Source organism: Undibacterium sp. GrIS 1.2, assembly GCF_040544435.1.
Classification (GTDB): domain Bacteria; phylum Pseudomonadota; class Gammaproteobacteria; order Burkholderiales; family Burkholderiaceae_D; genus Undibacterium.
In genome coordinates, this window is sequence record NZ_JBEONP010000027.1 from 1 (window position 1) to 20,748 (window position 20,748).

Below are 20,748 nucleotides of genomic sequence, written 5' to 3' on the forward strand. Positions count from 1 at the left end.
CCAATACTGGGATCGGCGGCATTACCCCGAAACAAAAGCTAGCACTTGCCGCTTAGCCTCTACTTATCGGCCGCATTAAAAATGGGGGGATTACCATTCCACCTGTATATTACATGCAGATCCCAGCTTCAATTGGCTCTTTTATCGGCAGATGTTACCGGAACGTCAACACCCGATTCTGGCAAAATAGCCAGAATAGTGACCGTTACGCGTCGATTTCTGGCCCTGCCATCCGCGGTATCATTTGATCCGACTGGCATTTTCGGTCCTTGTCCAACGGCAGTCATGCGATTTTCATCAACGCCGTTTTCCGTGAATAATCGGACGACAGTACTGGCACGCACGGCGGACAATTCCCAGTTAGATGGAAAATTAGTATTTTTAATAGGTAGATTATCGGTGTGCCCCTCCACCTGAATGGCGTGATTGTCCAGCTTTAACACCGATGCAATCGCCTTCAATGCCTGATTTGAATCTTCGTTCAGCTTTGCCTCGCCCGGGGCAAAAAGCACACTTGCATTAATTTCTATCGTAACGCCACGACTTGTCTGTGTGACTCTTACTTTACCCTCTCTGACCAAGGGCTCTAAAACAGCCAGAATATCGCGTGCGATCCCGGTCATTTGCTCACGCTCTTTGCGTAAGGGCTCTGTATTTCTGGGTTTGATGATGGGAAGAGGATCTAACTTAATCGCAGGCTCTAAGTCGGTATCTTTTTTAGTCGGCTTAACTAATACCTCTTTACCAAACGCCCCTGTAAGCGAATTAGACAGCACACGGTACTTGCCTTCGTTGACCGATGAGATAGCATACATGACGACAAAAAAAGCAAATAACAAGGTAATGAAATCGGCGTAAGAAACTAACCATCTGTCATGGTTGTCACTCTCTTCATGATATTTCTTTCTGGCCATGGCTAATATCAGTTTTTATGGTTTGCCAGGCGCTCTTCCACCACTCGAGGACTATCGCCAAATGCGATGCTGTAAAAAATATCCGATAACATTTCGCGCCTTACTACCTCACGATGGACAATTTCTTTCAGCTTGTTACTGATAGGTAGGAACAACAAATTTGCCAGGCCTACACCGTAAATTGTCGCTACAAAAGCGACTGCAATCCCGCTACCGAGCTTACTGGGATCACTCAGATTTTCCATCACATGGATCAGGCCGAGTACCGCGCCTAAAATCCCGATAGTTGGCGAATAGCCGCCAGCCGCTTCCCAAATCTTGATGGCTTGCCGTTGCTCCATTTCGTATAACGACACGTCAACTTCGAGAATATCTTTTATGCGGGCAGGATCAATACCGTCAATAACAAGGCGTAAACCTTTGCTTATAAAAGGATCTTTGCTGGATTCCATGTAACGTTCAAGGCTCAAAAAACCTTCGCGGCGAGCAACTACGCTCCAGATCAATGCCTCTTGTATAGTTTTTTTACTGGTATCGACTGGCATGGAAACAATCCATTTCAGCATCCTGACACCACGGATAAACGTGGGCATCCGGCTTTGCAACAATACAGCGCCGATCGTGCCGACAACAACGATGACAAATGCAGCAGGCTGCACTAAGGAGGATAAGCGTCCGCCCTCAATCAGTTGGCCTGAAAAGATGCCGACAACTACTAAGATAAATCCAATTAGGCTAGCCCAGTCCACGCTTTCTCCCTTAAAGAAGCCCTGAGTCGGGCTACTGCCTGGCTATGAAGTTGCGATATCCGGGATTCGGATACGCCCATGACGGCGCCTATCTCTTTTAAATTGAGCTCTTGTTCGTAATACAAACCCATGAGTAGCTTTTCTCGCTCGGGCAAACTATCAATCGCGAAGATCACAGCATCACGAAAATCGCCATGCAAAAGATCTTCTAAAGGATCGCCTGAACGATCGTTACAGTAATGATCGAGGAAATGCTCTTTGGTATCTGCATCATGAAAATCTTCGTAATACACGAGTTGATGTCCACCACTCTCACCCAGCAAATCCTGGTATTCGGCCAGACTCAATTTCAGCAACTTAGCAACTTCCGTTTCTAGCGGTGGACGTCCCAATTTTTGCTGCAATGCGTTCATTGCGTTTTCAATTTTGCGCATGTTTTGGCGCACACCACGCGGCAGCCAATCACTGCTGCGCAATTCATCCAGCATTGCACCGCGTATGCGTTGCACTGCATAGGTTTCAAATTGTGCGCCGTGATTATCTTCATAACGGTTAACGGCATCTAGCAGACCTATCATACCGGCCTGCACTAAGTCATCAACTTCGACGCTGGGGGGCAATCTCGCTTTTAATTGATAAGCGAGTCGCTTCACTAGTGGAGCATGCTCCGTAAGTAGGGAATTTTTATCTGATTTTCCGCTAGCGGTGTACATAATCAATCAAATTCCGAGACGAATACCTAACTCTGGCAATCCATGTAAACCTAATGTTGAGCGGGCTGTTGATCTTGCGGTCAAGGCAAGCCGCTCAGCTAATTGAGAAAACGCAATAGAGGCACCCGCCAATGGGAATGCATCAATCACCGAACGACCTAAATGCGCTGCTTTTTTCATGTGATCGTCCTCTGGCACGTAGCCAACAAAATGCAAAGGTACTGCTAAATATCGACTAGCCGCTTGTGCCATATTGGTATAAACCAATCGTGCTTCCGGTTCTGTTACACCCGATACTAAAATACCATAAGAACGACGGCCTACACGGTTATTGACACGTTTAATCAAACCATAAGCATCTTTAATCGTGGCCGCATTGGCAGATACTTGTATTACGACTTCGCTCTCTTCAAATGAAGCTAGCGGGAACGCATCATCGCCATCAATTTCGCTGTCCACAATGACCAAGTCCGCACTGTTTGCAGCAACATCAAAAACACGGGATAAACGCTTAGTATTTTCGGCGGGCAATCGCGCCAACGCAGTCGCATATTTTGAGAGCATCGTCACAGATAAGCCTGCTGATACAATTTTTACTGCCTCTTGCATTGTACGCCGTTGTCTTGCAACGTCCAACAAGGTCTGCTCGGTATTTGCATTGAGCCAAGCGCCAATACTATTGGCCGAAGATCTGGCATCAACCATCAAGACTTGCTGCCCTTTTCTCGCAAGAGAAGCACCTAAATTAATAAGCATGCCACTTTTTTCTTCGTCACGCAAAGCGGATAAAAACGTGAGCACACGCGGTCTTGGCGCCTCTAACATCCGGCGCAAGCCTTCTGCCTGATCAAAACTAGCCAAAAGACACCTCCCGCAAACCATTATTGGTATTCGCGGCGGAAGCCATAGCCGCATTTGCCATCACCATCGGTAGCTCTTCATCTTGCAATCGATAGGCAGATGTCTCTCGTTTTAATTTGAATGCGCGATCAACCAGGTACTGCTTGTTTGCGATGTGCAAATCCTCAGGCACACGCTGGCCACTGGCGAGATAATAGATATGAAGCTTTTGACGAATCGCGATATCTAACACGCCGCCGATAGTCGCGGCCTCATCAAGCTTAGTCAAAATACATCCCGCCAACCCGCTACCCTGATAAGCCCGAACGACCTCACTAAGTGTCTCGCCTGTAGAGGTCGCGTTTAAACACAATAAGCGTTTTACATTGGCATCTGCACCAGACAACATAGCAACCTGCTCTGTCACCATTTTGTCGCGTTGGCTGACGCCGACCGTGTCGATTAATACGGTATGTTTATTTTTTAGTTCAGACAAAGCAATCCGTAAATCAGATTCATCTTTAACCGAATGCACCATCACACCTAATATTTTGCCGTAAATACGCAATTGTTCGTAGCCACCAATACGATAACCATCCGTCGTAATCAATGCTAGTTTGGCAGGGCCATGGCGCATCACGCAACGGGCAGCGAGTTTTGCTGTGGTGGTGGTTTTGCCTACGCCTGTAGGGCCAACCAAAGCATAAACGCCGCCTTTTTCTAAAATTTCATTCTCATTATTGATAGTGGATAAATTGCGATTTAAAATCGCTTTAATCCAATCCATACTACTAGCGACGGTTTCAGATTCTGGCATTTTATCGACTAGATAACGGGATAAGCTTGCGCTGAAACCCGTTGCCAGCATCTCTCGCATTACTTCTGCCTTTTGAGGTTGACGCTTTTGGGTGTTCGTCCAGGATATCTCTGCCAATTGCGCTTCCAGCATACCGCGCATAGACCGGATTTCAGTCATCACGTCGGCTAACTCACCGGCGCTGACTATGTTATCTAGCACGTGTGGCTGAGATTTTGAGAGCAGAGGCGATTCGCTGGCTTGCCATCCCTGTTCAGTCTGCTGCAACCGCGGTGGAAATTTGGCCGTCTCCGGGATCGCACGCTGATCCGATGATGTCGCAATTGAACTCATCGTCTCATCTGTCATCGCTAGTATTTCTACTTTTCCATCGACGTTCCGATTAGAGAGAATGACTGCATCCGAACCGAGTGCATCCCTCACCATACGAATTGCCTCGCGCGATGTATTCGCTGAAAATTTCTTCACGTTCATAATTGCCCTCCAACCAGGCTGGTAACTCTAATTGTTTTTGTTTCTGGTAATTCTGCTTGCGATAACACTTTTAACTGCGGCAAAGTACGCCTCAAGAAACGCGACAACAACGCTCTTAAAGGACCCGGCACTAACAGAACCGGCGCTAAACCCATCTGCTCTTGATGTTTTGCTGCTGCCTCTGTCTGAGTTGCCAAGGTATCTGCCAATCCTGGTTCAATACCTGCGCCATCAGAGCCACTCGTTTGCAATGCTTGCATCAGCAAACGTTCGAGCCGGTTATCTAATGTCATCACCGTCAACTCATTGGTGGACGGGAATATCTGCTGCACAATTGCCCGACCTAATGCAATGCGAACGTAAGTCGTCAGCTCGTTTGCGTCTTGGGTATGCATGCCATGCTCAGATAAGGTTTCGATAATGGTGCGCATGTCGCGGATATGCACACCCTCGATCAATAGGTTTTGTAATACCTTCTGCAAAATAGACAGTGGCAATAGTTTAGGCACCAATTCCTCGACTAACTTTGGCGTGTCTTTTGCGAGGTGGTCCATCAATTGCTGAACTTCATGACGACCCAGCAGCTCAGCCGCATGCGATGTAATTAAATGGTTGAGATGAGTGGCAATGACAGTACCGGCATCCACTACGGTATAACCCATAGTCTGGGCTTGCTCCCGCATGGCAGCGTCAATCCAGGTTGCAGGCAATCCGAACGCTGGGTCTGTCGTAATCGGGCCAGGCAAAGTGCCAGATACCATGCCGGGATTAATTGCCAGATATTGCCCGGTAATCGCCTCACCGACGCCGACCTCAACGCCTTTTAGCGTGATCTTGTACGCCGATGGCTTAAGCTCTAAGTTGTCTCTGATGTGCACAGGGGGCGATAAGAAACCTACCTCTTGCGCAAACTTCTTGCGGATTCCTTTAATTCGTCTAAGCAGCTCCCCTCCCTGCCCTTTGTCAACCAAAGGAATGAGGCGATAGCCAACTTCTAAACCTAAAGTATCTACTGGCAGGATATCTTGCCATGTTGCTTCTTCCATTTCAGACGGCGGAACTGGCGCTGCAACTTGCTCTTCGGGCGTGGGGACGACATCCGATTTTTTGGTTAATAAGTAACCGCCACCGATCAGAAGTAAAGCTAACAATAAAAAAGCTACATGTGGCATGCCTGGAATCAGACCCATGCCACCAACGATGCCACCTGTAATGAACAGCACCTGTGGTTTAGCAAATAATTGGCCAATCAGTTGACCGCCAATATCCTGATCACTGGCAACCCGAGATACTACGATACCTGCCGCTGTTGAAATAATCAGTGACGGGATCTGCGCAACCAGACCATCACCGATTGCCAGCAAAGTATAGTTTTTTAGGGCTGTTGCAAAATCCAGATCATGCTGCACCATACCTACAATTAAGCCACCAACAATATTGATGATGGTGACCATAATGCCCGCCACTGCATCACCACGAACATACTTACTAGCACCATCCATCGCACCATAAAACTCAGCTTCTTGCGCGACTTCGGTACGGCGACGACGTGCTTCTTGTTCCGCAATCAGGCCCGCATTTAAATCCGCATCAATCGCCATTTGCTTACCAGGCATCGCATCCAATGCAAACCTGGCACCGACCTCCGCAATACGACCTGCACCTTTGGTCACGACGGTAAAGTTAATAATCGTCAAAATAACAAAGACTACAATACCAACCGTATAGTTACCGCCAATCAGAAAATGTCCAAAGGCCTCAATCACTTTACCGGCAGCATCTGGACCGGTATGCCCCTCGGTCAACACTACCCGGGTTGATGCCACGTTGAGTGATAAGCGCAACATCGTGCTGACCAATAACACGGTTGGAAACACCATAAAATCAAGTGGCTTGATGGTGTATAAGCTGGTCAGTAAAACAATGATTGCTAGCGCAATATTGAAGCTAAAAAAGACATCGAGTACAAAGGCGGGCAGCGGCAATATCATCATCGCCAACATCATGATGATGAGTATCGGCGCAGCAATGGCCTTGTTACTAAATATGCTCATCCAGGCGGGTAATTTCAAACCATTCATGGATTAGCTCCGGCGGTATTCGCTGGTTGAGGAGCGTTGTTTGGATCAAGTTCAGCAGGAACTGCTAAATCGAAAGGCACAGATGGCCTGAGGCCGCCATGCTGACGGAATGTTTTTAACTGGAAGACGTAAGCCAGAACTTCTGCAACGGCCGCGTAAAGTGTCTCTGGAATTTCGTCACCTAACTCAGTGTGCTTAAACAAAGCACGTGCCAAGGGAGGCGCCTCTAGCAAGGGAATATTATTTTCTGCAGCCAGTTCACGAATTTTTGCAGCGACGGCATCAGCACCTTTGGCAACCACTCTCGGCGCACCGTTGCTACCATCTTTATATTTCAAAGCGACCGCGTAATGCGTTGGATTGGTGACTACGACATCGGCTGTCGGTACTTCTGACATCATCCGGCGACGCGCCATTTCGCGCTGTTGCGCGCGGATTTTGGCTTTAATCTGGGGATTACCGTTGGCTTCTTTTGATTCTTGTATCACTTCTTGATGGGTCATTTTGAGCTTGTTGGCATAACTCCACATTTGGTATGGAACATCAATTCCGGCAATCAATACCAAGGCACCGACGATCGATAAAAAACAGATCGCAAGCATGGTTGCCATGTGTGCGCTGCCAGCGGCCAAAGGCTCGGAAGCAAGGCCGAAGATGGCATCTTTTTGATTCATTACGACGATCCAAGCAACCGTTCCGACAATCAGCGCTTTGAGAATTGCCTTAACTAACTCCACACCGGCCTTGGACGAAATCATATTCGTCAGACCAGACAAAGGATTCATACGACTAAAATTAGGTTGCAAGGCTTTAGCACTAAAAAGCCAGCCACCGATTAATAACGGAGATCCAATTGCAACCAGCATCAACAAACCACCGAGCGGAGCAAAAGCGAGCAACACATCCATCAAGATCATGCCGATGTGCGAAAACAACATATCGTGATCAAACGCTAAAGTACGCTCCATCGATAATCCATCGATGAGCATATGATTCAACTGCCTGATTAAAGAACCGCCAGACATCCATAAGCCAGCGCCCGCGGCAAGCAAGATCGTGCAAGTAGACAACTCTCTTGAGCGCGGGACATCGCCCTCTTCACGCGCCTGCTCTAAGCGCTTGGGCGACGCCGGTTCGGTTCTTTCGAGATCGCTATCTTCGGCCATTACCGACTCCCATCTATTTCTAAGAAGCAAGCAAAACGCTGCTATTACACATTTATACAAGTGTGATTATTGGCGATGTTGCATTCTGTAGATGCGCCGAACAAGTGACGATTTACCCCCTATTTCAGTAAACCCAAAAAATCAGAGCAAGTGAGATGAGACGTAAACTTAGATTTTCAGAAAAGACAGCTTTTTTAAAAGCGACGAAGCACTCTTGATCTGCACGCGCAATGGCGATGGCGTGATTAGAACAAGCAATATTGAAGAGCGAAATCAGAGATAGAACGATGGCTTTTATCTATCGTTCAAATAGTTGAATTAAACGCCAATACCCTATAGACCAATGAATACATGGACACTTAAATATACTAATTAGGAGTATAAATTTAAATCCGATAAGAAAACAAACAAAGCGCGAACCGCAATGATTTAGTAGCAATACATATAGTGCTTAGCCGCGTCCCTAGAACGGACTATCCGCAAAATCTTCCTTTATAAGAAATTTGCACCGTCAGCTTCCCAGTATCACTCCTTGCACAAATCGAAATTAGTAAAGCCTGCCGTATAATCTTTTTCCATGATATGGCGTTTTTCGATACCGTCACACGAATACTCTTTTATACAAATAGAACATGCCTCGCTTCTTTTGCCCTTTACCGCTTACCATCGGCGCCTCGATTGATCTGCCTACAGATGTCGCTCACCATATATTTGTCTTACGACTTTCTGCTGGCGAGAACATTTCTCTATTTAATGGCGAAGGCGCCAGTTATGTCGCCACCTTGGTGTCCGTTACAAAAAAAAGTGTTACCGCAGAAGTCAAAGTATTTTTACCGGAAGAATGCGAACTACCATTTGCCTTGACTTTGGCGCAGGCTTTGCCGGAAGCATCCAAGATGGATTGGATTATTGAAAAAGCGATTGAGCTTGGCGTGACGACCATACAGCCATTGTCATCCCAACGTTGTGTGGTGAGATTATCGGCAGAGCGTGCTGAAAAAAAGCTCGCTCACTGGCAAGGCATTATCGTCGCTGCGGCGGAGCAATGTGGGCGTAATCGCCTGGCTCATTTATCTCCAGTTATGGATTTGCCTAAATGGCTGGCACAGCAAGATATGCATAAACGCATTTTGTTATCGCCCAGAGCAGATCAATCGCTTGCCGACTGGGCACGTCATCACCCCGCGCAATCAGTCAGCCTGATGATCGGTCCTGAGGGTGGATTTTCTGATGATGAAGAAATGCTGGCGATCAGACAAGGTGTCTTGACCCTGAGTATGGGGCCACGCGTCTTACGTACAGAAACCGCAGGTCTGGCAGCGATTGTGACATTAAATGCGGCGTGGGGAGGGATGTAAAGTACTGCGGTGCTGCGATTATTTTTTGTTTGAAATGATTGTTTGAACTTACTCTCTTGAACTAATCTCTCAAGTTAATCGCAGTCAAGCGCTTTTGCAGCCGCTGTTTTTTTAAAATAACGTGCATAGCCGCATGCATTTTCTCCGTACAAATCTAATTTCGTTTTATCGGCACCAGATTCCAGTAAAAACTGGATTGACTGCAACTGATCATATTGCGCAGCAACCATCAATGGGGTAGAACCGCGTGCTTCGCTAAACGGCACATCAATCTCAGCACCATGCTCTCGCAATACACGCATACTGCGCACAGCGCCGACATAGGCAGCGTAATGCATGGGCGTCCAGACCTGATTGCTGGCTAATCGCATGTCAGCACCAGCATCAAGTAAAACACCAACCACTTCAACCGCGTCGCTACTAATCGCATCAAATAAGGCGCTGCGGTTTCCCATTCGGTAACCTGCAGCGCTAATGACAACTGGCGTCACATCGTCAACACGTGCGCCACTCGATAATAATAATTGCACTTTGGCCAAATCTTTTTCTTGCGCAGCCTGCATCAAGCTGGTTAGTCCATCGTTGTCACGCCGATTTGGATCAGCACCCTCAGCAAGCTTTGCCTGTAATTGTGTATATGTCTCGGTTTGTACAGGCGCCATTTCTGACTGCGCCTCGTTACGAGCAGGATCAAACACCGATAACAAAAATTTGATCAAACTCCATCCTGCAATCGTGACAAAAAACAATAAAAAGATGCGCCCTAACCAAGGATTCCTGCGCTCAGCGGCATTACGCAAAGACGCAGCCTCCGCTAGCTTTGTCAAATCTAGCTGATATAGCGGTTTTGATTTGTGCAGCAGGCTCTGCCAGTGGATCTTTGAAGACTCGTTCAATGCAGAACCAACCAACAAAGGAAAAACTAAATCGCCATCAAATACTCTCACTACTAATTTCCAAATAATTTTTTTGTTCTTACCATCCGCAGCACCTGAGGCTGGCAATTGTGCTGGAAAATCGACCATGAAACTCGTCTGCGAAGTTCCATGCGCAAGCTGCACCTCATCCACGACGAGCGACCACAAGGTTTTAGTGCTGGTATCTTCACCACTGCTGTCTTCATAAAGACACTGGCATTCAATCCTGACCGGACAACTTGCTTGCGGTGTGCGTAACATACCCAAACTTTCACCGAGCGGTGGTATAAAACGTATTCTGGCTTTCCATTCATTCAACCCTATTTCCGGCGCTTTGGTGGTCACTAAAACTGGCTGACCAATGCAGCTTCTGACAAACCATAATTTCACTGCAAAAACAATCATCCCAATACCAACCAGAGGGAAGATAGAAACTGTAAGGATCAGTGGATTATTGCCAATATGAGATGAGAATAATGACACCCCAGCGATTGGCCAGGAGAGCAAGTTCCAGAACACGGCAAAGACACCCATTGGCAACGCACCGCTTTGTTCTGGGGGCAATGATCAGGCTAGAAAGTGGTACTTTATGTTGTTGAGCGAATTCTGCTGTAACAACAGGAATGACAGGTTCAGCCGAAGGCCGCCAGATTTTCCAGAGTGCCCAGCAAGCGCCAATCCCCACAGCAGGGAACAGCGATGCAAACGGCAACAGAAACAATAATCGCATCCAGCGAATTGCGCGGTCATAGACGGCAAACTCAGGATCGTCGGGATCGACCCAGAGCGTGACGGACTGCTCCTGGTCTTTGGCGCGTTGCAATTCTCGATAAATATCACGTTGGTAGTCGCCAATATTATCGTTGCTGTCGCCGCCGATGTTAATGCGCTTGCTGCGGTGACCTAAGGCTTGATAGCTGTAACTAAATTCAGCCTTTACCTGATAAGTTCTGGTCTCACCGTCGTGCTCTTCCAGGGATAGTTTTTCAATCTGCGCCTGTACCGCCACCAGATTTTGTGCTTTCCACAAACCAATTATCTGCTTAGCCAAAGGGATCGCACCTGCCCCCATACCAGCAGCAGTGAAGCTCACCCCAAATAACACAGCAATCAAACTAAACCCTATTTTTGAAGCGATTGTTTTTATTTTTTTCATGCGGCAAATATAGCAGAGCACACAATCGCAGCGCCACTGACAGCGTTGCAAAATAGTCTCTCGGCGAGCAATAAACTTGGATGACAAATACCTGCGGAAACTATTCATATAAAGTTCACAATCAGATTAACTTTTTAGTATTAATATGATTGTCATTTCCGTTGTAATGTAATTCATCAACCACCTCAGAAAGGGATCGTATGGGACTTCTGGATTCAGCATTAGGCATGTTGGGCGGCAACTCGGATCAAGGTAATGATCCCAAAGCGATGTTGCTACAAGCTGCGCTTGGTATGCTTACCAATAATCAATCTGCTAACGGACAAAATGGTCAAAGTGATCAAACTGGCTCGTCGGGCTTATCTGGTTTAGTCAGCGCATTTGAAAACGCCGGCCTCGGCAATATCGTCAGTTCGTGGATAAGCAATGGTCATAATTTGCCTATCTCTGCAGACCAAATCAAAAGTGCGCTCGGCAATGGCCAGCTAGCACAATTGGCAGAAGCAGCAGGTTTGTCGCACGACGGTGCAGCAGAACATTTGGCAGAAATGTTGCCCGGCCTAGTGGATAAGCTAACGCCCAACGGTGAAGTAGCTACCTCTGGTTTTGGTGAGTTGGGAAGTATGCTAGAGCAATTTTCCAGCTCATTTTTGAGCAAGGCTTGATGTAGCGCTTTGTTTACACCGTGATTTTTTTGGTTTTTTTAAGATGCGTAATACCGATTTAAGCGATAGAAATGGTATTACGCATTTTTTATGGCAAGTTTGTCCTAAATACCTTGGTTTTCAGATCACGTTAAAGATCAAGCGCGTCGTCTAAACCAACCTGCGAGCGATAGCCGGTCACGCGTTGCGGGTAGCACCTCGTGTTGCATATCCGCCGATAAAAATAGCACCATGCGGCTGCCTAGTGGAGAAATGTCCTCCGTAGATTTACCGATGGGGTGCAGTCTTAAAGCACCGCCCTGCTCTGGCAACCAATGAAAGTTCAGATAAATTACCACCGACACAGTCCGGCGATCATCATCACGAAACCGGTCCAGATGTTTGAGATAAGACGCTCCCGGCGCATAAAAAGCAAAGTGACTCTCATACTCATCCAGCCCCAAATACAAGGCCCGGTTTAAAGCAATGCGCACCGTTTCCATAATTTGCAAATAGCGATCACATGCCAGCGACTGTCCTGCTTTTAGCCATTGGATTTGGTCACCGCGAATCTCTGGCCGGATAGCTTGCTCAGCACCACGACCAACATTGGCTAATTTTAATGCGCCGATATCTGCCAATACTTGACATTCCGCCGCCAGAGCCAGGGTTAAATTTTCGGACAAAAAAATGTTTTGTTGTGACCAGCCTTGTTTGACTAAGTCTTCCACAATGTTGATCTGATGCGCATTGCTAAGGCACACAAAATCAGCGAATGAATCACCAGGTGATTCGGCAAACATGAGTGTGCTACTTTCTTAAGAAACATACGATGGAGTGCAGTGCAAGCTTGCCATTGAATAATGACGATACCTAGTATGTGGCACTTATATGTGGAATTTGTGAGTGGCGCTTGTTTAATAGCTGTAAGTTGTATAACACGAAACGCACATAAAGTTAGATTACCGATGTGGCATTGTATTTTTAATACCGATACGAGCCGACGCTGTAAATATGCGCGGATATCGCTAGCTGCAGCAATCGTATTTCTCTGCCCAAGCCATTAATACCCACTCGAAAAAACAATATACTCCCCTGTAAAAATCTTAAATATAGCGGATAGACCAATGATTATATGGACAACTTAAATATGCTTATATGGAGTATTATTTTACCGCCTATGAAAGTGGTACGAAAAAATTAGAATCCCGCTACGTACAGCACAGATCACTTTCACCTCAGCTTAAAGATACTAGCGCCCCGGATAAAAGATCTAGCGATACCAACGCACATCAGCATCTATCAGCAATAAAACAGTAATAATGCGAAGACCGCCAAATACATAGCTAATTCTATTTATCAACGGAAGGCAATAGCGATCTTTCCCAATCCGCCAGGCAATCTTTGTTAAACTCTGGCGCTTCAACTTAAACTGCAACCTGGCGCTACTTAGTGCAACTGAATAAACCATGAGCGATCTCCCTGTCATTAGCTGGACCGAAAACGACCAAGTGCATACCGCTCGCTGGCATTCTGAAAGTGGATCGCCAGCGCCTAAACGTGTGCAAATCGCTGATGACCGCATGACTGCCGACACCGCGTACCGTCTCGCTTGCGAAGGTACTGCCTTGTTATGGCGTGGCGACTTTCAAAATGCACGCCAGCTATTACAAGCATTGGCCAGACGTATCGATAAAAAGCCGGCTAAATCACGCAAAATTGAGAAAGCTCCGGCGACGATGACAGAGGCTTTCCACCTGCATCGCCAAGCTCAATCACAGCGTGCCCGTGTGTTGGCAATGCTGTTATTGCCGTTTAATGCCGACTACAGCATTCCCCTCCGCCGTGCCCCTGATCTGCGCCAAGCCTGCGCTGAGGCTTATGGTGTCGTTGATGCAAACAGCACGCCTTTCATCGCGTCGCTTAGAGAATTATTAGGACTGACCGGCGCGCATGAGTGGCGTAAAAACGGCGTAGAAATCGCGGCGCTGAACAACCGCATTTACCCACATTACGGCGTGTTCTCACCTGTTCGTGGCGAATATTTGGATCTGATCGCTAAAGCGCCATTGCCATCAACCGAACTGGCGTTTGATATCGGCACCGGCACCGGCGTCATTGCTGCTTTGCTCGCACAACGCGGCATCAAGCGCATTATCGCTACCGATCAAGATGAGCGTGCATTAAGCTGCGCCCGTGAGAATATTCACCGATTAGGGAGCGACCAGCAAGTCGACCTCATTAAGGCAGATTTATTTCCGGCAGGCCGCGCGCCGCTGATAGTCTGCAATCCACCGTGGGTTCCTGCCCGCCCCAACTCGCCAATTGAATATGCAGTCTACGACCCAGACAGCCGCATGTTGCGTGGATTTTTATCCGGCGTCGCGGATCATTTAGAAGCCAAAGGCGAGGCCTGGCTTATTCTGTCCGATCTGGCAGAACATCTGGGCTTGCGCACATCGGCAGAATTATGGTCGTGGATGGATGCGGGCGGTTTAGAAGTCGTTGGAAAAATGGATATCAAACCACGGCATGGCAAAGCGACCGATAGCGAAGACCCTTTGCATGGCGCCAGATCAAAAGAAGTGACTTCTTTGTGGCGCTTGAGGGTGAAGTAAGCGAAGTGAGGTGAGCACTATGCTCAAAAGCTCAAAATCCGATGAAAACTTCTTAACTTAATTAAGCTTCAGCGTAATTCAAGCTCAAGCTCAATCTAATTCAATTTAATTCAAGCACATAAGACCATTCAGCCCCGGTGCTTGGGTCAAGCTTTTCCCCGATCTGCCACCCCATTGATTTATAGAGATGAACAGCTGCAAACATCGTTGTCCATGTCTCTAGATAAATGCTGACATAGCTTGTTTGCTTAGCGATCACGACTGCGTTTTGAAGCAAAATTTTGCCAATGCCCTTCCCTCTGGTAGCAGAATCCACATAAAAGGCAGAGAGTTTAAGGACACGTTCACTTTTGCGAGAGAGTATTAATGAACCGACGATTTCTCCATCTAACTCCGCTACCAATTGCGTGAGAACCGCTTGGCTAAGCACGCCAAATTGCCCCAAGTCTCGGTCTAAATGATCAAAATCTGGCTCCAGACCAAATTCACGCATAGCAACGCTGGCAATCTCATGCACCCTATGGCGGTCAGCCAGGCACGCTTCTCTTATCACTACATTGTTCGGCATAAATCCATTTCAAAATGAGTTTCGTAGTCGTAAATGAACCGTGAAAATTTAACACGGCCAGAACACATCTCAGTAGAATAAAAGTGTGATTATTCGGGGAATCTGAGGAGTTCATTATGCCGCTTTTGCTTTTGCGTCATCTGTCTGGCCGTTACGTCTCGATAATATTTCTGCTGCTATGGCTTGTTCTTCCAAATGCCCACGCCATTGATCGCTATCAAATCGATCCTGAGCATACTTTCTCCGTATTTGAATACAACCACTGGGGCTTGTCTCTGCAACGTGGGCGGTTCGACAAGAATACCGGCACGATTGAGCTAGATACTGCCAATAAAACTGGCTCGGTTCAATTTGAGATCGACACTGCTTCGGTCAGTACCGGCACCGCGCTGTTCGACACCAGCTTACGCTCACCTAGTTTTTTTGATGCGATGCAATTCCCAAAAATCGCTTTTAAATCAAATGCCTTACGATTTGACGATGCTGGAAAACTCACCGGCATTGATGGTGATTTAACCATCAAAGGCATCACTAAGCCTGCTAAGTTCGAGCTGACGCAATTCAATTGCCGCTTTATGGTGATCTATTTACGTTCTGCATGTGGTGCCAATGGCTACACCAAAATCCTGCGCAGTGATTTTAATGTTGGACGATATGTGCCATTTGTGAGCGATGAGGTAACTTTGTATTTCAGCGTTGAGGCGATTAAAGAGTAAATGGAGTGTGGTAAATAAGAAGTCCCTCAGTTGCAGGCCAAGGAATAGAATTTAACCCAGATTTTCCATTGGAACAGCGGCAAGTGTGCCTTTGGCGGACTGACTGGCTAGATGCGACGACGCAAGCTGCATCTTGCCAGGAGGAGCAACAACGCTAGGCAGTTCGCCAGAGGTGCAATTGTCGCTATAGCGCTCCCAATCAAATCGCGTTGGTGCCATCCCTCTGAACACCGCATGCTGTCTGCGTTTCTGCGAAGTAGTAGCGGTCTAATGGGAAATCTGGGTTTAAGGATCGCCGTTACCGATCAAAACTAACTCACCAGACTATTTACACAACGCCCACAAATAATATACTGGTAGCCTGTATATCTTAGTTGTCCATATGATTACTGGACAATAGAGCATTTTTACAAAAAATAATGGGGAGTATATTGCTTTAGCTTGTAATTTTGTTGATGAAAAATACAACAAAGAATGGCTTTTCAACATTATCAGTCTGGTAAAGTTGAGAGCGTAAAAGTTTTCACTGAAGTCTTAATTGTTCAAAAATCGATAGTCCCAGACGAATTATCCTAGAAACGTCAGTTGGACGAGTCTGAGTGTGCATTTTTTCGGCTTTCCAGCAAGGCGAGACGAGGCGCAACCTTCACGTTGCAACGAGGAGTAACGCCGCTGGGGAGCCGAAAAAGTGTGCAATCAGATTCGTAGCGCTGTGACCAGAACGGTGACGGCAAAAATACTGAAACGATTCAATTTAATCAAATACTTATTAACACTGACAAGCGGTCAACTGTCGTTTCTAGGATTATCATCAACGAAAGTCTTTCTTTCCCTCATCCAAAGCAAAAACGTAATGAGAATGCATTTATAATCGAAGGTTTTGCATTCAGTAGTTACTCATAGCAGTCACTCAAAAAATATGAAGGTATTTCGCGGACTTCCCAACGCTGCCTCGCGTGCGCCCTGCGCACTGGCAATAGGCAACTTTGATGGCGTACATCTTGGACATCAGGTTTTACTGTCCCACTTGCGCGCCGCCGCTACACGCTTGAACGTTGAAGCTGCGGTCATGACGTTTGAACCACATCCACGGGCATTTTTTGCGCAATTGTCTGGCGATATCGGTAAAGCGCCTAGCCGCATTGCCAATCTGCGTGACAATATGCTGTCGCTGCAAGAAGCTGGCATCGACCGTGTGATCGTGGAGCATTTCAATGCGCATTTTGCTGCGCTGTCACCACAAGATTTTATTGAAAAAATTCTGGTGCAAGGCTTGCACGTGAAATGGTTAATGGTTGGCGAAGATTTTCGTTACGGCGCCAAACGTGCTGGCGATATCGACATGCTGATCGCAGCTGGCAAACGATTTGGCTTTGAGGTCGAAACACTGCCTGCGGTGCAACACAAAGGCGAGCGTATATCCTCATCTGCTGTGCGTGCTGCGCTGGCGGCAGGTAACTTTGTCGAATCCGAACATTTACTTGGGCGTCCTTATCGCATATCTGGGCATGTAGTACATGGTCAAAAGTTAGGACGCACCATCGGTTTCCCTACATTGAACTTACAAATCGCGCATCATCGTCCTGCTTTGCAAGGCATCTTTATCGTACAAGTGCATGGTTTATCCGAGCAAGCTTTGCCTGCCGTCGCTAGCCTGGGCGTAAGACCAACGGTAGATGATAGTGGCCGCGTGCTGCTAGAGACACATGTATTTGATTACAGCGGCAATGCCTATGGCAAAGTGGTCCAGATAGAGTTTTTACAGAAGCTGCGTGATGAAGAAAAATACATCGATCTGCCAACCCTGACCGAAGCGATTGAGCGCGATGCCGAACAGGCCAGAGCGTATTTTCGTAATCGTGCCACGGGTGCGATCTCTGCTACTGACCGAATTTGAAGACCACTTCTCTTTGTTTAATTCAAGGATATTCGAGCATTTTTGAATTGAATTAAATTGAGTCGTCTTTACAAAGAACGCAAAAAAAATAACTCACTTAAAGAAAATTATGTCTAACGAAAAGTCAGCAAAAGTCGCCAGCAAGTATCCAGTCAATATGACTGAAACCCCGTTCCCGATGCGCGGCGATCTCGCCAAGCGCGAGCCGCAATGGGTGAAGCAATGGCAAGATAAAAAAATCTATCAGCGCATCCGCAAGGCCTCTACCAATCGTCCAAAATTTATTCTGCATGACGGCCCACCGTACGCCAACGGCGACATCCACATCGGCCACGCAGTTAACAAAATTCTGAAAGACATGATCGTCAAAGCACGCAATATGGCGGGCTTTGATGCGCAGTATGTGCCGGGTTGGGATTGCCACGGCATGCCGATCGAAATCCAGATCGAAAAACTGTACGGCAAAAATCTGCCGGTGGCAGAAGTGCAAGCCAAAGCGCGCGCCTATGCAAACGAGCAGATAGAACGACAAAAAGTAGATTTTATCCGCCTGGGTGTCTTGGGTGAATGGGACAATCCCTACAAAACCATGAACTTCGGTAACGAGGCCGATGAAATCCGTGCACTCGGAAAATTGCTTGAAAAAGGTTATGTGTATCGCGGCCTGAAGCCGGTCAACTGGTGTTTTGATTGCGGCTCTGCATTAGCAGAGGCAGAAGTCGAATATGAAAATAAACGCGACCCGTCAATCGATGTCGGCTTCCCGTTTGCAGAGCACGACAAGATCGCTGCGGCGTTTAAACTCGCCAAGCTGCCTGTCGATAAAGGCTATTGCGTGATCTGGACCACGACACCGTGGACCATCCCATCCAATCAAGCATTGAACATGCACCCGGAAATCACTTACGCACTGGTCGAGACCGTACGTGAGGGCGAACCGACCTTGCTGATTCTGGCAAACGATCTGGTAGAGGCGTCGCTGACCAATTACGGTCTAGAAGGTAAAGTCATCGCGACCTGCCTCGGTGCTGATCTTTCAGAGATCAATTTTAAACATCCGATGGCACAATTGGATGCGGGCTACGACCGTTTTTCTCCCGTCTATATGGGTGAATACGTGACGCTGGATAGCGGCACAGGCATTGTCCATTCCGCACCGGCTTACGGTATCGAAGATTTCCAATCCTGCAAAGCACACGGCATGAAGGATGATGCCATCATCGCACCTGTCATGGGCGACGGAAAGTTTGCGTCTTCACTGCCCTTCTTCGCGGGTATGACGATCTGGGAAGCATCCAAACCGATCTGCGACAAACTCAAAGAAGCGGGTACCTTGTTCTCGCTAAAGATGTTTGATCACAGCTATATGCACTGCTGGCGTCATAAAACGCCGATCATCTACCGTGCAACATCGCAATGGTTTGCGAGTATGGACAATACACCAAAAGATGGTGGCAATAGCCTGCGCCAAACCGCATTAAAAGCGATTGACGAGACCGCATTTTTCCCGGCATGGGGCAAAGCGCGCCTGCATGGCATGATCGCCAATCGCCCAGACTGGACATTGTCACGTCAGCGTCAATGGGGCGTACCGATGGCGTTTTTCTTGCACAAAGAAACGGGGCAACTGCATCCACGTACATCGGAATTTCTAGAGCAAATTGCGCAACGTGTTGAGAAAGAAGGTATCGAAGCCTGGCAAAAAATCGAAGTCGCCGATTTGCTTGGTGATGATGCCGATATGTACGTCAAAAACCGCGATACGCTGGATGTCTGGTTTGATTCCGGTACCACACATTACACGGTCTTGCGCGGTTCACATAAAGAACAATCGCAGTTCCCTGCCGACTTGTACCTGGAAGGCTCTGATCAGCATCGAGGCTGGTTCCATTCGTCTTTACTGACTGCATCGATGCTGGACGGTCGTGCGCCTTACAAGGCTTTGCTGACGCACGGCTTTGTGGTCGATGGCGAAGGCAAGAAAATGTCTAAGTCCAAAGGTAACGTCGTAGCGCCACAAAAAATCTCGGACACCTTGGGTGCAGATATCTTGCGTTTGTGGGTCGCTGCAACGGATTACTCCGGCGAGCTATCTATCTCTGACGAGATATTGAAACGTGTGACGGAGTCTTATCGCCGCATTCGCAATACTTTGCGCTTCCTGTTAGCGAATACCTCAGATTTCAATCCTGCGACGGACGCAGTGGCAATCGATGAGATGCTGGAAATTGATCGTTACGCGATCGCCAATATGGCAGCGTTGCAAGCCGATATCCTCGTTCATTATGAGCAGTTTGAATTCCATCCGGTGGTCGCCAAATTACAATCCTTCTGCTCAGAAGATCTTGGTGGTTTCTACCTCGATATCCTGAAAGACCGTTTATATACAAGTGGCACGACATCGGCAGCACGTCGTTCTGCGCAAACAGCGATCTGGCATATCACGCAAAGTTTGCTGCGCCTGATGGCACCAACATTGTCTTTTACAGCGGAAGAAGCCTGGGTCAGTTTCGCCAGTAAAGAAGCTTATGCAGAAAGCGATGAAACGATTTTTACGCAGCTGTATTACGCTTTACCGGTCATCGACAACGCCAGTGCACTGATGGAAAAATACACTGCGTTGCGCTTGATTCGCACGGACGTTACTAAGCAATTGGAAGAAGTTCGGGTAGCTGGCGGCATCGGGGCATCCTTGCAAGCTGAAGTGACCATCAAAGCCAGCGGTGCTAAGTTTGATTTACTGCAAAGCTTTGCTGATGACTTACGTTTTGTATTGATCACATCAGCAGCCGCGATAGAGAAAGTGACGACGGAAGCGGAAGAAGCTGTGATTGTTACCCCATCCAGCTATCAAAAGTGTGAGCGTTGCTGGCACTATCGCGCTGATGTTGGCGCGCATGCAGAACACACCGGTTTATGCGGTCGTTGTATCAGTAATTTGTTTGGTAGTGGAGAATCGCGTCAATTTGCGTAATTCAAATTGACTCAATTTATCGCTTTAGGCTTTAGCCCCTCTCTCATTTGCGGGAGAGGGTTGAGATGAGAGATCAGCGTCCCAATAATGCAATCATTATCGATTTCATCAAGATTAACCAAGAATCATTTACACGATAATCTTTC

The 20,748-nt window shown here is 47.4% G+C and carries 18 protein-coding genes; 6 read left to right on the plus strand and 12 right to left on the minus strand.

Translation table 11 applies throughout. From position 1 onward, the window contains the following. Window positions 1-128: 128 nt before the first annotated feature. The 7 genes from motD to flhB are packed head-to-tail and all read right to left on the minus strand — an operon-like array spanning window position 129 to window position 7,754. Complete coding sequence (gene motD / locus AAKU61_RS12825) at window positions 129-914, minus strand: flagellar motor protein MotD (RefSeq protein ID WP_354332776.1); 786 nt, start codon at window positions 912-914, stop codon at window positions 129-131. A gap of 8 nt (window positions 915-922) precedes the next feature. Further along, a complete protein-coding gene (locus AAKU61_RS12830; protein WP_354332778.1) occupies window positions 923-1,663 on the minus strand; it encodes a flagellar motor protein in 741 nt (246 codons plus the stop codon). Further along, window positions 1,645-2,376 carry an RNA polymerase sigma factor FliA gene (locus AAKU61_RS12835; RefSeq protein WP_322119043.1) on the minus strand — a complete coding sequence of 244 codons (732 nt, stop codon included), beginning with the start codon at window positions 2,374-2,376 and terminating at the stop codon, window positions 1,645-1,647. Before AAKU61_RS12835 ends, AAKU61_RS12830 begins: the two co-directional genes overlap by 19 nt. A gap of 6 nt (window positions 2,377-2,382) precedes the next feature. After that, complete coding sequence (locus AAKU61_RS12840) at window positions 2,383-3,237, minus strand: MinD/ParA family ATP-binding protein (RefSeq protein ID WP_322119044.1); 855 nt, start codon at window positions 3,235-3,237, stop codon at window positions 2,383-2,385. Beyond that, a complete protein-coding gene (flhF, locus tag AAKU61_RS12845) occupies window positions 3,230-4,507 on the minus strand; it encodes a flagellar biosynthesis GTPase FlhF (protein WP_354332780.1) in 1,278 nt (425 codons plus the stop codon). Before flhF ends, AAKU61_RS12840 begins: the two co-directional genes overlap by 8 nt. Then, window positions 4,504-6,588 (minus strand): flagellar biosynthesis protein FlhA, encoded by a 2,085-nt coding sequence (flhA, locus tag AAKU61_RS12850; protein ID WP_354332781.1) that lies wholly within the window; start codon window positions 6,586-6,588, stop codon window positions 4,504-4,506. The genes flhF and flhA overlap by 4 nt, the downstream gene beginning before the upstream one ends. Further along, window positions 6,585-7,754, minus strand: coding sequence for a flagellar biosynthesis protein FlhB (flhB, locus tag AAKU61_RS12855; protein WP_354332783.1), 1,170 nt, complete (start codon window positions 7,752-7,754; stop codon window positions 6,585-6,587). Before flhB ends, flhA begins: the two co-directional genes overlap by 4 nt. Window positions 7,755-8,386: 632 nt before the next feature. Between flhB and AAKU61_RS12860 the strand changes: the two genes are divergently transcribed. Beyond that, window positions 8,387-9,112 carry a 16S rRNA (uracil(1498)-N(3))-methyltransferase gene (locus tag AAKU61_RS12860; RefSeq protein WP_354332785.1) on the plus strand — a complete coding sequence of 242 codons (726 nt, stop codon included), beginning with the start codon at window positions 8,387-8,389 and terminating at the stop codon, window positions 9,110-9,112. Window positions 9,113-9,186: 74 nt separating this feature from the next. On the opposite strand, the gene AAKU61_RS12865 is transcribed toward AAKU61_RS12860, so the two are convergent. Together AAKU61_RS12865 and AAKU61_RS12870 are read right to left on the minus strand one after the other, a co-directional pair. Further along, window positions 9,187-10,593, minus strand: coding sequence for an ankyrin repeat domain-containing protein (locus tag AAKU61_RS12865; RefSeq protein WP_354332787.1), 1,407 nt, complete (start codon window positions 10,591-10,593; stop codon window positions 9,187-9,189). Further along, window positions 10,481-11,185, minus strand: a complete 705-nt coding sequence (locus tag AAKU61_RS12870) for a DUF3592 domain-containing protein (protein WP_354332789.1) — start codon at window positions 11,183-11,185, stop codon at window positions 10,481-10,483. Before AAKU61_RS12870 ends, AAKU61_RS12865 begins: the two co-directional genes overlap by 113 nt. 200 nt (window positions 11,186-11,385) lie before the next feature. On the opposite strand from AAKU61_RS12870, the gene AAKU61_RS12875 reads away from it, so the two are divergent. Further along, complete coding sequence (locus AAKU61_RS12875; protein ID WP_354332791.1) at window positions 11,386-11,850, plus strand: YidB family protein; 465 nt, start codon at window positions 11,386-11,388, stop codon at window positions 11,848-11,850. Window positions 11,851-11,987: 137 nt separating this feature from the next. Here AAKU61_RS12875 and AAKU61_RS12880 read toward each other — a convergent pair whose 3' ends face one another. Then, on the minus strand, window positions 11,988-12,632 hold the full coding sequence (locus tag AAKU61_RS12880; protein WP_354332792.1) for a 2OG-Fe(II) oxygenase: 645 nt from the start codon (window positions 12,630-12,632) through the stop codon (window positions 11,988-11,990). 666 nt (window positions 12,633-13,298) lie between these two features. Here AAKU61_RS12880 and AAKU61_RS12885 point away from each other — a divergent pair. After that, a complete protein-coding gene (locus AAKU61_RS12885; protein WP_354332794.1) occupies window positions 13,299-14,447 on the plus strand; it encodes a methyltransferase in 1,149 nt (382 codons plus the stop codon). Between the two features lie 100 nt (window positions 14,448-14,547). On the opposite strand, the gene AAKU61_RS12890 is transcribed toward AAKU61_RS12885, so the two are convergent. Next, window positions 14,548-14,940 (minus strand): GNAT family N-acetyltransferase, encoded by a 393-nt coding sequence (locus AAKU61_RS12890; RefSeq protein WP_354332796.1) that lies wholly within the window; start codon window positions 14,938-14,940, stop codon window positions 14,548-14,550. Between the two features lie 191 nt (window positions 14,941-15,131). Here AAKU61_RS12890 and AAKU61_RS12895 point away from each other — a divergent pair, with 191 nt between their 5' ends. Beyond that, window positions 15,132-15,731 carry a YceI family protein gene (locus tag AAKU61_RS12895; RefSeq protein WP_354332798.1) on the plus strand — a complete coding sequence of 200 codons (600 nt, stop codon included), beginning with the start codon at window positions 15,132-15,134 and terminating at the stop codon, window positions 15,729-15,731. 51 nt (window positions 15,732-15,782) lie between these two features. Here AAKU61_RS12895 and AAKU61_RS12900 read toward each other — a convergent pair whose 3' ends face one another. Continuing rightward, window positions 15,783-15,950 carry a hypothetical protein gene (locus AAKU61_RS12900; RefSeq protein WP_354332800.1) on the minus strand — a complete coding sequence of 56 codons (168 nt, stop codon included), beginning with the start codon at window positions 15,948-15,950 and terminating at the stop codon, window positions 15,783-15,785. A 700-nt stretch (window positions 15,951-16,650) separates the two neighbouring features. On the opposite strand from AAKU61_RS12900, the gene AAKU61_RS12905 reads away from it, so the two are divergent. Both AAKU61_RS12905 and ileS read left to right on the plus strand, forming a co-directional pair. Continuing rightward, window positions 16,651-17,628 (plus strand): bifunctional riboflavin kinase/FAD synthetase, encoded by a 978-nt coding sequence (locus AAKU61_RS12905; RefSeq protein ID WP_354332802.1) that lies wholly within the window; start codon window positions 16,651-16,653, stop codon window positions 17,626-17,628. A 109-nt stretch (window positions 17,629-17,737) separates the two neighbouring features. Further along, a complete protein-coding gene (gene ileS / locus AAKU61_RS12910; protein WP_354332804.1) occupies window positions 17,738-20,602 on the plus strand; it encodes an isoleucine--tRNA ligase in 2,865 nt (954 codons plus the stop codon). Window positions 20,603-20,748 lie beyond the last annotated feature (146 nt).

Bases quoted from the DNA above. Each gene is read 5' to 3' on its own strand.
- motD (WP_354332776.1), bottom strand. From the start codon at position 914: ATGGCCAGAAAGAAATATCATGAAGAGAGTGACAACCATGACAGATGG.
- AAKU61_RS12835 (WP_322119043.1), bottom strand. From the start codon at position 2,376: ATGTACACCGCTAGCGGAAAATCAGATAAAAATTCCCTACTTACGGAG.
- flhF (WP_354332780.1), bottom strand. From the start codon at position 4,507: ATGAACGTGAAGAAATTTTCAGCGAATACATCGCGCGAGGCAATTCGT.
- flhA (WP_354332781.1), bottom strand. From the start codon at position 6,588: ATGAATGGTTTGAAATTACCCGCCTGGATGAGCATATTTAGTAACAAG.
- flhB (WP_354332783.1), bottom strand. From the start codon at position 7,754: ATGGCCGAAGATAGCGATCTCGAAAGAACCGAACCGGCGTCGCCCAAG.
- AAKU61_RS12860 (WP_354332785.1), top strand. From the start codon at position 8,387: ATGCCTCGCTTCTTTTGCCCTTTACCGCTTACCATCGGCGCCTCGATT.
- AAKU61_RS12870 (WP_354332789.1), bottom strand. From the start codon at position 11,185: ATGAAAAAAATAAAAACAATCGCTTCAAAAATAGGGTTTAGTTTGATT.
- AAKU61_RS12875 (WP_354332791.1), top strand. From the start codon at position 11,386: ATGGGACTTCTGGATTCAGCATTAGGCATGTTGGGCGGCAACTCGGAT.
- AAKU61_RS12880 (WP_354332792.1), bottom strand. From the start codon at position 12,632: ATGTTTGCCGAATCACCTGGTGATTCATTCGCTGATTTTGTGTGCCTT.
- AAKU61_RS12885 (WP_354332794.1), top strand. From the start codon at position 13,299: ATGAGCGATCTCCCTGTCATTAGCTGGACCGAAAACGACCAAGTGCAT.
- AAKU61_RS12890 (WP_354332796.1), bottom strand. From the start codon at position 14,940: ATGCGTGAATTTGGTCTGGAGCCAGATTTTGATCATTTAGACCGAGAC.
- AAKU61_RS12895 (WP_354332798.1), top strand. From the start codon at position 15,132: ATGCCGCTTTTGCTTTTGCGTCATCTGTCTGGCCGTTACGTCTCGATA.
- AAKU61_RS12900 (WP_354332800.1), bottom strand. From the start codon at position 15,950: ATGGCACCAACGCGATTTGATTGGGAGCGCTATAGCGACAATTGCACC.
- AAKU61_RS12905 (WP_354332802.1), top strand. From the start codon at position 16,651: ATGAAGGTATTTCGCGGACTTCCCAACGCTGCCTCGCGTGCGCCCTGC.
- ileS (WP_354332804.1), top strand. From the start codon at position 17,738: ATGTCTAACGAAAAGTCAGCAAAAGTCGCCAGCAAGTATCCAGTCAAT.